Source organism: Streptomyces sp. NPDC059832, from assembly GCF_042731715.1.
Lineage (GTDB): Bacteria > Actinomycetota > Actinomycetes > Streptomycetales > Streptomycetaceae > Streptomyces.
Map to the genome: position 1 here is coordinate 74,989 of NZ_JBHWIY010000026.1, position 12,702 is coordinate 87,690.

The following is a 12,702-nucleotide window of genomic DNA, read 5'->3' on the forward strand; positions in this document are numbered from 1 at the left end:
GGCCGCGTGGGTCAGTACGTCGACCACGCGGCCCTTTTGGGCGAAGCCCGTTCACCGGCCGCCGTCCGTCCCAGTCCGCAGGGTGGGGTACAGGACACCCCACGGACCGCAATGGGGCAGAGCATCACGAGCGGAGCGAACGGAACGAACGTCGAGGCGCTCAGGTGTTCGTGGGAGATGAGGGGGCTCGTGGTGCGCGGCGGCGTCGGGGCAGCCCGGTTGGCCGGGGGCTGGGGCGGTGGAGGGCCGGGGTGGGGGAGAGGCTGGAAGGGGAGGGTGCCGCGGAAGCCGGTCGCGCATGCGAGCTGGTGCCCGGCCAGGCGGCGGGCATCGTCGAGGGACGGGGCATCGGGGTCGGTGAGGAGCCGGTTCGTCAGGCCGTCGAGGAGTGCCATGGCGATGGTGGCCACGTCGTGGGGGTGCGCAGTCGTCGCTTGAGGCTCGTGCTGATCAATCGTCAGTACAGCACCGGAGCAGGAGAGTTGGCGGCGGCTCTGCCGTGGTGCGGCCGAGTCGGTGCGGCTGTGGTAGGGCAGCACCGGTGAGATGGGTAAGGCCGTTCTGGAGGAACACATCGAGACAGCGGACGCGGTCGAGGCTGGCGACTCAAGTCCGGACGCCGAACTCGGGCACGAGCATCTTGCCCACAGCCGTGGCATCCGGGCAGTCGGGCGGGACAGTCCGAGACGGACTCCTGAGTGAGAGGCGTACGCGGGACGTCGGCACCGCGCACGCGCTTGCTCAGCCGGTCGGCGGGGCGGCTACCGCAGGACGAAGCCGGTGCCGAGGTCGTCCGCGGGATTGAGCTCGAAGCGGTGCTCGCCGGTCCGGTAAGCCTTCCCCGTGACCTCCGTAACGACGGCGGGGTAGCCGTCGACGGCCGACTCCGCGACGATCCGCGCGTGGAAGCGGGTGCCGACGATCGAGTCGTGGACGAGGATCTGGCCTGGCTTGAGGTGGCCGGTCGCTGCGAGTACGGCGACGCGGGAGCAGGTGCCGGAGCCGCACGGGGAACGGTCGACCTGGCCGTCGGCGAAGACGGTGACGTTGCGCTGGTGCGGGTTGCCGTTCGCGTCGATGCCGAGGTCGTCGTACAGGATGGTCCCGTAGATGCCGCTGAGGCGGTCGTCGGCAGGGTGACGGGCGTACTCGCTGTCGTTCAGCGCCCATTTGACCTCGCGTCCGATCGCGATGAGGCCGGAGTAGTGCTCGGGAGTGACGGCCAGTCCTACGCTGGACGCGTCCAGATGCGCGTAGATGGCGCCGCCGTAGGCGACATCGACGACGACGCCCCCGCCGGACGTGGCAACGCTGACGCGTTCGGCGAGCCGGTAGCAGGGGACGTTGACGAAGTCGACTCCGGTGATCTGCTCGCCGGTGGTGTGCACGCGCAGGGTGACCCGGCCTGAGGGGACGTCGATGACGACCGTGGTGGTGCCGGAGGGGTCGCGGGCGACGCGGCCGGTCTGCACGGCCCAGACGGCGAGCGCGATGGAACCGTGGCCGCAGGCTGTTGAGAAGCCGTCCTTGTGCCAGAACAGCACGCCGAAGTGAGCACCCTCGTCGTCGGGTGGGGTGATGAACCCGCCGTACATGTCGGCGTGTCCGCGGGGTTCGAAGCACAGCAGCTTGCGCAGGTCGTCCACGTCGGGGTTGCCGATGGCGAACATACGGCGTTCGGCGACGGTGGCTCCTTCGATGGCGACCGGCGGTTCGGGGACGATGCGGAACGGTTCGCCGCCGGTGTGATAGTCGGTGGTGAGTACCTGGTGGATGGTCATGAGGTCCTCCACAGAGCTGGTGAGGGCAGGGTGTGAGGCGGTCAGAACCGACCGGCGTCGACGAACTCGGCCAGTTCGGGATCGCGTGAGGTCGAGAGCCGAGGCGAGTACGGCGGAGCAGACCTCCGGTGAACCTGATGCCGGTGACAATGCTGTCAGCCGGCGAACCGGGCCATCCATGTCTCGACCCAGTTCTCGTGACCGTCCTCGGTGACGACCAGGCCGTCCTCGATCCGGACGCCGATGCCGCGCCGCTCTCGGGCGCGGTGAGGTCGTCCGGATGGGCCGGCGCCGTTCCTTCGCCGAGCCGGAGCTCGTGCTCGGTCTGCCCTGCCGGGGCGTCCGTGCCCCGGCCGGCGACCTGGCTGCCGTCTCCGGTGCGCCGACCGGGATCGTCCACGGTCTCGACCCGTCGGTGAATCCGCGCACCGCGGAGTCCACGGCCTTGTGGAGTTCGGTGTTTTCCCAGCCACCTCGGACGAGGCGGAGATCGCTGAGCGCCTCTTCGAGTTCGACGTCACGTTCCTCCTCGGTGGTGACGGCGGCCTCCCGGCGCGGCTCGGGCCACCTCGCTGCCGCCGTTCGGCGGCTCCCGGACGGTATCCCGGACCGTGTCCGAACGGTGCCCAGGAGTGCCACTGGCACGGATCAGCCACGGTCGGCGGGCTGCTTCATCCCTCGATGGCCGCGGTCACGAGCCCCGTCCGCAGTGCGGCGAGCCGCGCCGCGCGGACGCGGCTGCGGATGCCGCCGAGGAGCCGGCGTCGCGGGCCTTGATCGCTTCGTGTGCCTGGGCAGGGGTGCCGGCGATGCTCAGCCGGCGAACCCAGCCGGTGGGCGTGGTCTGTGCGAACTGCTGGGCGTCGGCGCAGGCGGCGTGGTGTCGCAACTGCGTGGCACGAACTCCTCCTCCATGTGGTCTCGGCGAGGGCGGACAGGGTCACACCACGCTGCGTGCGGATCTCACGGAGCCGTGCGTCGTCCTGGACGACGCACGGCGGCGATGGGGGATTGCTCGTCCGTGAGTCCCTTTCAATCAGAGACGTCCCGGAAATGGCAACAGAAGTTGCTCGTGGTGCGGTGCTGGAGCACTTTGGGGACCGGAGGTGATCGTGGTGATCAAGACGACGGTGAATACACGCGACGGCGGCGCGGCTCTGCGTGGCGACGAGGTTCACGATGTGGCGGTGATCGGTGCCGGAGCAGCAGGTCTGAATGCCGCGCTTCTGCTGGGGCGTGCCCGTCGCAGGGTGGTGGTGATCGATGCGGGCGAGCCCCGCAATGCCCCCGCCGCGCACATGCACGGCTTCCTGTCCCGTGACGGCTTGCCCCCGGCAACCCTGCTCGACCTGGGGCGGGCGGAGATCGACCGCTACGGAGTCGATATCGTCCGGGGCCGGGTGGAGCACGTTGAGCCCGGCTACGAGGTGCGCCTGGAGGGCGGCCCGGTGCTCAGGACCCGCCGTCTCCTGGTCGCCACCGGGCTGCGCGATGAACTGCCCGACCTTCCCGGCGTCCGGGAACGTTGGGGCAAGGATCTGCTGCACTGCCCGTATTGCCACGCCTACGAGGTCCGTGACCAGCCCCTTGCCGTTCTCGGGACGCACCCGGGGGCCGTGCACCAGGCGCTGCTTCTGCGTCAGTGGAGCGAGGACGTCGTCCTCCTCACGCACACGCTCGAACTCTCCCCGCAGGAGCGGGAACAGCTGGATGCGTTCGGTGTGAACATCGTGGAAGGCAGGGCCGTGCGGCTCGTCGTCGATGACGACCGCCTGCGCGGCGTCGAGCTCACCGACGGCCGGGTGATCCCGCGGACAGCTGCCTTCCTCTTCCCTCGACCGGCCCCGCGCGACGACCTCTTGACTCTGCTCGGCTGCGCCGAGGACGACCAGGGCTGGGTCGTGACGGACCGGACCGGCCGTACCAGCGTGCCGGGAGTGTGGGCCGCCGGGAACGTCGTCGACCCACGCGCCCAGGTCATCGCCGCAGCAGGCATGGGCTCCACCGCTGCGTTCGCCATCAACGCCGACCTGCTCCACGAGGACGTGGAGCTCGCCGTCGCACGACACCGCGCACACCGCGCCACGGCTGCCCTGACATGACCGCTCGGCAGGCCACGGGCGATGTAGTCGTGGCAGCCCGTATTACTCCGCGAGGGACCAGGGCGACCGGGCGGCCGAGCAGGCCCGGTCCAGGTGCCGTGCGTTGATCTCCGCGACCGAACCGTCCCTCGGCGTCGCGGTACTCGTTCACGAACACATCGACAAGGAGAGTTTCACCATGGCAGCAAAGCGCAGTGGTCCGGTGGACAGTGTCACCGAGCAGACGTTTCCCGTCCGCGTACTGCAAGCAAAGCGACCCGTCCTGATCCAGTTCTGGGCCCCTTGGTGCGGGCCGTGCATCAAGATCACTCCCATCGTTGAGGAGGTGGCCGCCGAGCGTGCGGGTGTCCTGGACGTCGTCAAGATCAACGTCGATGAGGAGCCCGGACTGGCGGACCAGCACGGAGTGTCCTCGATCCCCGCTTTCGTGGTCTACGCCGACGGCGTCCCCGCGAAGGCATGGACGGGCGCCGTCCCCAAACCCTTCCTGGAACGAAGCCTCGGCCCCTTCCTTCGCTGAGCTCCGGCGGGCATCACGCATGCCGGCGCGGCGGGGGCTGGGCAGAGTGCGTGGTGCCTGCGGTCCGCACTTCTGAAATCGAGGAATCACGGACTCGTATCACGATCAGGACGTCGCATGGGGCGCCCTGGGACGCATCTGGAACCGCGAGGCCGAACCGAGCGCACCCACCCTCAATCGGACCATGGACTGGTTGCGGGATCTGTTGCGGATCAGCGTCGGCGAACACACATGATTCCACCGGGTACTGGACATCGGCCTGGCGCATCCAGGCCTGCTGCCGCTCCCAAGCCCACACTCGAAACCCTCACCCCCTACCTGGGCCAGTCCCTGCCCGGCAGGCCATGACGTAGGCGTTGTCGTCGGCAACCGACGACAACGCCGCAGACGGGTGTGCCAGACCTCGCTCACCTGGGCTGACAGTCGGCCGCCGGTTTGCTGCGCCTTGCTCCCGCTGCTCGGACAAACCATCCTTCTCCGGATCGGAGCACCTCATGCATCACCACGCTCACCGCCACACCCATGAGCACGTCCACGACATCGACTGGGGCGCCCTCTGCTCCCATCTGGAACGCGAGGCCGAACTGCATACGCCCGCGCTCACCCAGGCCACAACCTGGCTGCGCGATCTGCTGGGTGGCGTCAGCGTGGGGCGTGTACTCGATGTCGGCAGTGGGCCGGGCGTGGTCGCCGGCCTGCTCGCCGACGCCTTCCCGGGCGCAGAGGTGGTCGCCGTCGACCAGTCGCCTGCCTTGCTGGAGCGGGCCCGTACACGTTCGTCCGGCCGAATCGCCACCCAACAGGCCGACCTCCCTGACGAGTTCGGCAGGCTCGGCACGGCCGATCTGATCTGGTCCGCCAACGCCATCCACCACCTCGGCGACCAGCAGGCAGCGTTGACCGCCCTCGCCGCCTCCCTGCGCCCCGGCGGGCTGCTCGCCGTGGCCGAACGCGGCCTGCCCGTGCGCTTCCTTCCCCGTGACATCGGCCTGGGCCGCCCAGGACTCCAGGCCCGCCTGGACGCCGGCAACGAGGACGGCTTCACCGCCATGCGCACCGAACTCCCGGGCGTGGATGAGGTTGAGGACTGGCCCGCCATGCTGGCTCGGGCCGGTCTCGTTCCCACCGGCACGCGCACCTTTCTCACCGACTCGCCGGCGCCGCTCGGACTCCCGGCTCGCGAGTACCTGCACACCCGTCTCGCCCGGCAGCGCGACCAGTTCGGCGAGCACCTGAACGACGAGGACCGCGCGACCGTGGAGGCCCTCCTGCACGCCGACGCCCCTACCAGCATCCTCTGGCGCCCCGACGCCTTCTACCTCACCGCCACCACCGTCCACACCGCCCGCGCCTGCACTGCCTAGAAGATCACGGAAAACGTTTCAGGGTTTGGCCTCGTCCGCTCCGGCGCGAGGCCAAACTGCTCTGTGCCCAGAGGAAATGGGACGAGGGGCCGGTCGGGGGCGGTGTCCGGGTGACCTGCCGGGAACTGATCTCCGCCGTCCCGCACGAGCGCTACGCCCCGACCCCCTACCGGCTGCATCCGGTCGGCGTCAGCCAGTACCTTGACCGACGGCCATCGGCCTTGGCAACAGGCAGCTCACTTCTGCACCTGCTCGGTCGCACCCTCGGCAGCGTCGCGCTGTACGCCCCCTCGGGGCTCTTCTCAGGCGACATCGTCTACGACGACCTGCTGCTCGACGACATCCACGGGGGCGATCAGAAAGACTACGTCGCCACCATCGCCCGGCTGCGCGACCTACCCGTCACCGTCGTCCGCCCCGGGCACGGGTCCTCCTTCGACAGAACCCGGCCATGCGAGATCGCCGACGCCTGCACTACCGCCCGTCCCTGAAACCGCCGACCACTCACCCCGCCTCGGCACCGAAGGACCTTTGCCGGGGCGCTTGGCACAGGCAGCCAGTGGTGGTGCTCCTGGGCAGCGGTACTGGGGAGTCTTCGACTGCCCCCGTACCGAAGGACGTCCGCGTGCGTCACTGGAGCACCTTGCGGTGCCTCCCGAAGGGTGTCCTTGGCAAGGGATGTCTCCGGTCAGGCCGGCGGCTCCGCCCGGGAGTGGGGTTTGGCCCGGACGTGCATGCGTTCTCCCTGGGGGCCGAACAGGTTGAGGATCTCCACCGGGGATTCGCCCGCGGGGCCGAACCAGTGCGGCAGGCGGGTGTCGAACTCGGCTGCCTCGCCCGGTTCCATGATCAGGTCGTGGTCGGCCAGGATGAGCCGCAGGCGTCCGGACAGTACATACAGCCACTCGTACCCCTCGTGCGTGACGGGGTCAGGCCGGTTGTGTTCCGCGGGGATGATCGACTTCCAGGCTTGCAGGCGCCCCGGCTGAGTCGACAGCGGAATCACCGTACGACCGCGGTGGACGCGGGGCTTGCAGCGGATCCGCGGGTCGCCGACTTCCGGCGCCGCGACGAGTTCATCCAGGGGTACCTGGTGGGCCTGTGCGATGGGCAGCAGCAACTCCAGGCTCGGGCGGCGCTGCCCCGACTCCAGCCTTGACAGTGTGCTCTTGGAGATGCCGGTGGCCTCGGCCAGCGCCGACAGGGTCACGCCGCGCTGGGTGCGGATGCGCCTGAGGCGGGTGCCGACCTGGGCCAGCGTGGCGGCGATCGGTGATTGCTCGTCCATACTCCCCATTCCACCCCCCGCGTCCCAGAAATAGCAACAGATGTTGTCGTCCGATGGCCTGGCGCGCACGATCGCGACAGGAGGTTGTTCCCATGATCAATACGACGAACGACAAGAACAGCAGGGTGTGGCACGGCGGCGTCGACGAGGTCCACGACGTGGTGGTGGTCGGCGCCGGAGCGGCCGGACTCAACGCCGCCCTGCTCCTGGGCCGCGCTCGCCGCAAGGTGGTGGTGATCGATGCCGGCGAGCCGCGCAACGCGCCGGCCTCGCACATGCACGGCTTCCTGTCCCGCGACGGCCTGCCTCCCGCGACCCTGCTCGACCTCGGACGGGCCGAGATCGCCCGCTACGGCATCCCGGTCCTCCGGGGCCGGGTGGAACAGATCGACCACGGCTACTACGTCCGCATGGCGGGCGGGGTGGTGCTCAAGGCTCGCCGCGTCCTGATCGCGACCGGGCTGCGTGACGAGTTGCCCGACATTCCCGGCGTCCGCGAACGGTGGGGGAGGGACCTGCTGCACTGCCCGTACTGCCACGCCTACGAAGTCCGCGACCAGCCCCTCGCGGTCCTCGGCACGCACCCGGGAGCGGTCCACCAGGCTCTGCTCCTGCGCCAGTGGAGCGACGACATCGTCTTCCTCCCGCACACCCTGGACCTGACCGCGCAGGACCGGGAACAACTGGAGGCACGCGGTCTTCACCTGATCGACGGAGAGATCAAGCACCTCGTCGTCGACGACGATCGGCTGCGCGGAATCGAACTCGCCGACGGCCGCGTCGTGCCCCGCACTGCCGCCTTTCTCTTCCCGCGTTTCGTCCCGCACGACGAACTGCTGACCCGGCTGGGATGCGACAAGGACGGCGTCGGCTGGGTCGTCACCGACCGCACCGGCCGTACGAGCGTCACGGGCGTCTGGGCCGCCGGCAACGTCATCGACCCACGCGCGCAGGTCGTGGCCGCAGCCGGCATGGGATCCACCGCCGCCTTCGCCATCAACACCGACCTCCTGGACGAGGACGTCGACCGCGCCGTCGAACAGCACCGCCACGCAGCTGCCGCCGTCCGGTAGCCCACAGCACGGCAACGCCAGACCTCACACCCCTACCCGTACGAGACAGGAAGCTCGCGCATGACCGCACATGCCCCACGTCCGGTGGACAGTGTCACCGAGCAGACGTTCACCGCACGCGTCCTCCAAGCGGAGCGACCCGTCCTGGAGACGAAGAGGACGGCGGGATTGCGGGCCGGGCTCATGGATGCCTTGCGTGAGGCCGTGCGCACGGGGAGGGTGCCCCCCGGCACCCGGCTGCCGTCCTCCCGGAGCCTCGCTGCCGATCTCGGCATCGCCCGGAACACCGTCGCCGACGCGTATGCGGAGCTGGTGGCCGAGGGCTGGCTCACCGCCCGGCAGGGATCGGGCACCCGGGTGGCGCAGCGGGCCGAGCCACCGCGGGCCGAGTCGCCCCGGGCCGAGTCGCCCCGGGCGACGGGCGGGGCGGCGGGCCGGGCGCCGCTCCCTACGGTGCGCCCGCGACCCGCGCATGACCTGATGCCCGGCTCGCCGGACCTCTCCACCTTCCCGCGCGCCGAGTGGCTCAAGGCGTCCCGGCGCGCCCTGACCGCCGCCCCCAACGACGCCTTCGGCTACGGGGATCCGCGCGGGCGCGTGGAACTGCGCACCGAGCTCGCCGGCTATCTGGCCCGCGCCCGCGGCGTGTACGCGGACCCGGAACGGATCGTGATATCCGCGGGCTTCGTGCACGCGCTGAAACTGATGGGGGCGGTGTTGCTCAAGCGGCGGGTGCGCGAGGTGGCCGTCGAGTCGTACGGACTGGACGTGCACTGGCGGCTGCTCACGGAAGCGGGTCTGCGCATCCCGCACCTCCCGATGGACGAATCCGGGGCCAGGACCGATGACTTGGGCGGGATGCCTGGGACCGGGGCCGTGCTGCTGACACCGGCCCACCAGTTCCCGACGGGTGTACCGCTCCACCCCGACCGGCGGGCCGCGGCGGTCGACTGGGCGCGTCGCACGGGCGGGCTGATCCTGGAGGACGACTACGACGGCGACTTCCGTTACGACAGGCAACCGGTCGGCGCCCTGCAAGGGCTCGACCCGGAACACGTCGTACACCTGGGCACGACGAGCAAGTCCCTGGCACCCGGGCTGCGGCTGGGGTGGATGGTACTGCCGGAGAACCTGGTGACGGAGGTGGTCGAGACGAAGGGCATCAGCGACTGCTCGGCGAGTGCACTGGAGCAGCTGACGCTTGCGGAGTTCATAAAGTCGGGTGCGTACGACCGCCATGTGCGCTCGATGCGGCTGCGCTACCGGCGCCGACGCGACCAACTTGTCGCGGACCTCGCGGAACGGGCCCCCAAGGTCCGGGTCATCGGCATAGCCGCCGGCCTGCACGCCGTGCTCGAACTCCCTGAGGGAGGCGAAGCGTCGGCGCTGCGCGCGGCGGCGTGGCAGGGACTGGCGCTGGAGGGGTTCTCGCGATTCCGTCACCCGGACGCGGCACCGGGCCGTGACGCCCTGGTCATCGGCTACGGGACGCCGACCGACAGCGCCTGGGCGGGCGCGCTGGACGCACTCTGCCGGGCGCTCCCGCAATCGTCTTTTTCGTCGTCAAGCCCGACCGCGCCCGGCTCGCCGACCTGCCCCAGCGACTCAGGGACGGACGACTCAAACCGGTCGTCGGCGAGATGAGGCCGCTGTCCGAAGCACCCGCCGCGTTCACCTCCGGCCGGCCCCCGGCAAGACCATCATCCGGGTCACGGACGGCGGATAGCCGGCCGCAGGGCGCACGGACTCCCTGCTCTCCCGGTCTCCCGGCCGGCGGGAACCCGCCCCCAGAGCCGCCGAACCGGGTGGGCCCCGGACCGTGGCAGCTTCAGGGATGGGAGGTGCGCAGGCCTGGCCAGCGTGTCAGTTTCGCGGGATTCCACTGGATCCACACGCGTGTGATCCGGTCGCCGTCCACCAGCAGGTTGACCATCCCTGTGACCGCTCCGTCCCGCACCAAGGCGATTCCGGGACCGTACTCGGTCAGCCGGGGGACGGGGCGTACGTCGGGCTGCTTGGCCAGCACACCCAGCAGGAAGCGCGCCACCTTCGAGGCGCCGGTGATGGGGTTGAGCGCGGCCCGCACCACGCCACCGCCGTCGGAGCGCAGCGTCACGGTGGGATCGAGCGACGCCACCAGTGCTTCAAGGTTTCCCATTCGGCACGCCGCCGTGAAAGCGGTGACGACCCGCGTGTGGGCGGCCTGGTCGACGGGGCGCCTGCGCTGTGCGCGTACCCGCCTACGAGCCGAGCTCGCCAGTTGCCGGGTCGCATCGGTGGAGCGTCCCACGACCTCGGCGATCTCGGCGTACGGCATCGCGAAGACGTCGTGGAGGACGAGCGCCACCCGTTCGGCGGGGGTCATCGATTCCAGGACGACCAGCAGCGCCGTACTGACCGACTCGTCCACCACCACCCGATCGAGCGGGTCCCCGGGGGCGTGCTGTCCCAGAGTCGAGCCCGCGATGCCGGGGAAGGTTCCCTCCGGCACGGGTTCGGGCAGCCAGGGGCCGACGTACTGCTCACGGCGCACGCGCGCACTGCCCAGGACATCGAGGCAGACACGACTGGTTACGCGGGTCAGCCACCCCGCGGGGTTGGTGACGGCGGCCCGCTCCACGTCACTGAGGCGATACCAGCGCAGATACGACTCCTGCACCGCATCCTCGGCCTCGCCGACCGTGCCGAGCATGCGGTAGGCCAGCCCCACGAGACGGCGCCGCTCGGTGTGCGCCTCGTCACCGCGCGGACCGGTCGGCTCTGTTCCCATTCACGCCTCCAATTGAGCACGGCCCGCCGATTCTCCGAGAAAAGGATTCCGGGCGCCCACGCGATCCCGACACCTCACATTCTGCCCGGCTGTCTCGTCAGACCTGGTGGCGGTCCCACCGGCCGGATGACGACCGGGCCCACCGCCGCTTGAACGAACGCACCTCAGCAAAGGAAGACCATGAGCACTGTGAACCTCGGCAAGCAGCACCCTGCCACCTACAAGAACCTGGGGGCGCTCGACGCTCAGGCCGACACCGCCGCGCGGGAGGCGGGGCTCGATCCACTGCTTGCCGAGCTGGTGAGAGTCCGGGTCTCGCAGCTCAACGGCTGCGCCTTCTGCTTGCGCATGCACACCCGCGACGCCCTCGCCAAGGGCGAGAGCACCGACCGCCTCGCTGTCCTGGCTGCCTGGTGGGAGTCGCAGTACTTCACCGCCCAGGAACGCGCGGCCCTCGCGCTGGCCGAGCAGGTCACCGAACTGACCGTCCCGGAGCGGCGCACTTGGGACGACGGTTCCCTCACCGACGAGCAGGTCTCCGCAGTCAGCTGGCTCGCAATCGTCATGAACGCCTGGAATCGGGTCGCCATCAGCAGCCACTATCCGGTCACCCCCTGAAGCCGGTGCGATGCCGCGGGCAACGCCCCGCTCGTCCCAGAAGGCTCCTGATCGGCCGTGATCGATCCCGGCGAAGTCCGAGGCTGACACGCTGCGGCCTGGGCCTGCGGCGGTAGGTCCCTGGCTCGGAGTGAGGAGCGTCCGAGGCGACAGACGGCGGCTTCGGACGCCCTTCCCGTATATGGCCTGCGGATACTGAGGTTCTCGCATCGTCGTCGGGTGGTGGCTATTGGTGATCCCTGCGGTATGCCGGAGAGATGCGGTATGCGGAGGGTGGGGGCCTGACTGCTGAGCGGCGGGCGTTTCGTGAACAGGTGCGGTTGGAGGCCGGCAGGCGGTTCGCGGCGGGTGAGAAGACCGCAGTGATCGCGAAAGAGCTGCGGGTGAGCGAGCGTTCGGTGGAACGCCGGCACCGGGCTCGGCGGGAGGGTGGTCCGCAGGCCCTGCGTTCCGCTGGGCCGGGGTCGGGCCGGACGGTGACCCCTGGGACCTCGACGCCTTCTTTGCCTCGGGCCTTGCCGACGTCCTGGACGGCATCGCCGCCGACATCGCAGGGCGTCACACCGGGGCATGAGCTGTCGCGGCGGGCCGTCGACTGTGGTTGGGCCCGGCACGTAGGCCGAGTGGCCGGCTGCCGCGCTCGCGAGTGCTGTCGTGCGCCAGCCGCGTACGGGTCCGCGCACACCGCGCCCGGTGGGCAGCGGCCCAAGGCGCGGAGTCCTCAGGAACGGTCACTGACCCCACAACTCAAGGCGCCTGTGGACAACATCCGCCGGACAGGCCCCACACGTGCCGCAGCTGAGAAGGCGATGAGGCTGTTCACCGCATGGGAGGCCATCAGGTACGACGTGCTCGGCTGAACCTGCCGTGCAACAGGATCCTCGGAGGCGCGTCCAGACCTAACGGGGGCCTGCTTGGCCAACTGCGTCCGGCCCCGAAAATTGCCGGGCCGGGCCGGGCCGCTGGGGGATCCGGCTACCTGCCGCCTGAACCGCCGTCGGCGAGCACCTCCATCCGACACGGACAGCGCGCCGTTTGGCCGATTCCACAAGGCTTCGAAGGAACTTCTGAAATCGCGTCCAACGAAGACGCTTACCCACCGGTCCAGACTTTCCCCGTGGCAGCGACTGCACCTGCCGCGCCCCACGGCCGGTGCTGTTTCCGGACATCAGCGCCGCATACACGG

Annotated in this window: 12 protein-coding genes and 1 pseudogene; 8 read left to right on the plus strand and 5 right to left on the minus strand. The window is 70.0% G+C overall.

Annotation, left to right across the window (positions count from 1 at the left end; translation table 11 throughout):
• Nucleotides 1-11: 11 nt before the first annotated feature.
• From ACFV8T_RS33360 to ACFV8T_RS33370, 3 genes are all read right to left on the minus strand, one after another.
• On the minus strand, nucleotides 12-410 hold the full coding sequence (locus tag ACFV8T_RS33360; protein WP_385334877.1) for a hypothetical protein: 399 nt from the start codon (nucleotides 408-410) through the stop codon (nucleotides 12-14).
• Nucleotides 411-761: 351 nt separating this feature from the next.
• The gene (locus ACFV8T_RS33365; RefSeq protein WP_385334879.1) at nucleotides 762-1,781 is read right to left on the minus strand and encodes a proline racemase family protein; all 1,020 of its coding nucleotides are present in this window, start codon (nucleotides 1,779-1,781) and stop codon (nucleotides 762-764) included.
• 691 nt (nucleotides 1,782-2,472) lie between these two features.
• Nucleotides 2,473-2,670 carry a hypothetical protein gene (locus ACFV8T_RS33370; RefSeq protein ID WP_385334881.1) on the minus strand — a complete coding sequence of 66 codons (198 nt, stop codon included), beginning with the start codon at nucleotides 2,668-2,670 and terminating at the stop codon, nucleotides 2,473-2,475.
• 229 nt (nucleotides 2,671-2,899) lie between these two features.
• On the opposite strand from ACFV8T_RS33370, the gene ACFV8T_RS33375 reads away from it, so the two are divergent.
• The 4 genes from ACFV8T_RS33375 to ACFV8T_RS33390 all read left to right on the plus strand — a co-directional run bounded on the left by ACFV8T_RS33375 (nucleotide 2,900) and on the right by ACFV8T_RS33390 (nucleotide 6,258).
• Nucleotides 2,900-3,883 (plus strand): NAD(P)/FAD-dependent oxidoreductase, encoded by a 984-nt coding sequence (locus tag ACFV8T_RS33375; RefSeq protein WP_385334953.1) that lies wholly within the window; start codon nucleotides 2,900-2,902, stop codon nucleotides 3,881-3,883.
• Nucleotides 3,884-3,986: 103 nt separating this feature from the next.
• Nucleotides 3,987-4,403, plus strand: a complete 417-nt coding sequence (locus ACFV8T_RS33380; RefSeq protein WP_385334883.1) for a thioredoxin family protein — start codon at nucleotides 3,987-3,989, stop codon at nucleotides 4,401-4,403.
• A gap of 494 nt (nucleotides 4,404-4,897) precedes the next feature.
• The gene (locus ACFV8T_RS33385) at nucleotides 4,898-5,767 is read left to right on the plus strand and encodes a class I SAM-dependent methyltransferase (protein WP_385334885.1); all 870 of its coding nucleotides are present in this window, start codon (nucleotides 4,898-4,900) and stop codon (nucleotides 5,765-5,767) included.
• A gap of 110 nt (nucleotides 5,768-5,877) precedes the next feature.
• The gene (locus tag ACFV8T_RS33390; protein WP_385334887.1) at nucleotides 5,878-6,258 is read left to right on the plus strand and encodes a hypothetical protein; all 381 of its coding nucleotides are present in this window, start codon (nucleotides 5,878-5,880) and stop codon (nucleotides 6,256-6,258) included.
• Between the two features lie 197 nt (nucleotides 6,259-6,455).
• Here ACFV8T_RS33390 and ACFV8T_RS33395 read toward each other — a convergent pair whose 3' ends face one another.
• The gene (locus tag ACFV8T_RS33395) at nucleotides 6,456-7,055 is read right to left on the minus strand and encodes a helix-turn-helix domain-containing protein (RefSeq protein ID WP_385334889.1); all 600 of its coding nucleotides are present in this window, start codon (nucleotides 7,053-7,055) and stop codon (nucleotides 6,456-6,458) included.
• 92 nt (nucleotides 7,056-7,147) lie between these two features.
• Here ACFV8T_RS33395 and ACFV8T_RS33400 point away from each other — a divergent pair, with 92 nt between their 5' ends.
• Together ACFV8T_RS33400 and ACFV8T_RS33405 are read left to right on the plus strand one after the other, a co-directional pair.
• Nucleotides 7,148-8,128 (plus strand): NAD(P)/FAD-dependent oxidoreductase, encoded by a 981-nt coding sequence (locus ACFV8T_RS33400; protein ID WP_385334891.1) that lies wholly within the window; start codon nucleotides 7,148-7,150, stop codon nucleotides 8,126-8,128.
• Between the two features lie 183 nt (nucleotides 8,129-8,311).
• A pseudogene (locus ACFV8T_RS33405) lies at nucleotides 8,312-9,673 on the plus strand (PLP-dependent aminotransferase family protein); the annotation flags it as partial.
• Nucleotides 9,674-9,956: 283 nt separating this feature from the next.
• Here the strand turns inward: ACFV8T_RS33405 and sigJ are convergent.
• Nucleotides 9,957-10,898, minus strand: coding sequence for an RNA polymerase sigma factor SigJ (gene sigJ / locus ACFV8T_RS33410; RefSeq protein ID WP_385334893.1), 942 nt, complete (start codon nucleotides 10,896-10,898; stop codon nucleotides 9,957-9,959).
• A 180-nt stretch (nucleotides 10,899-11,078) separates the two neighbouring features.
• Between sigJ and ACFV8T_RS33415 the strand changes: the two genes are divergently transcribed.
• Entirely contained in the window at nucleotides 11,079-11,516 is a 438-nt protein-coding gene (locus tag ACFV8T_RS33415) for a carboxymuconolactone decarboxylase family protein (protein WP_189281718.1), read from the plus strand.
• 257 nt (nucleotides 11,517-11,773) lie between these two features.
• Nucleotides 11,774-12,376: a helix-turn-helix domain-containing protein gene (locus ACFV8T_RS33420; RefSeq protein WP_385334895.1), complete on the plus strand. Its 603-nt coding sequence runs from the start codon at nucleotides 11,774-11,776 to the stop codon at nucleotides 12,374-12,376.
• Nucleotides 12,377-12,702 lie beyond the last annotated feature (326 nt).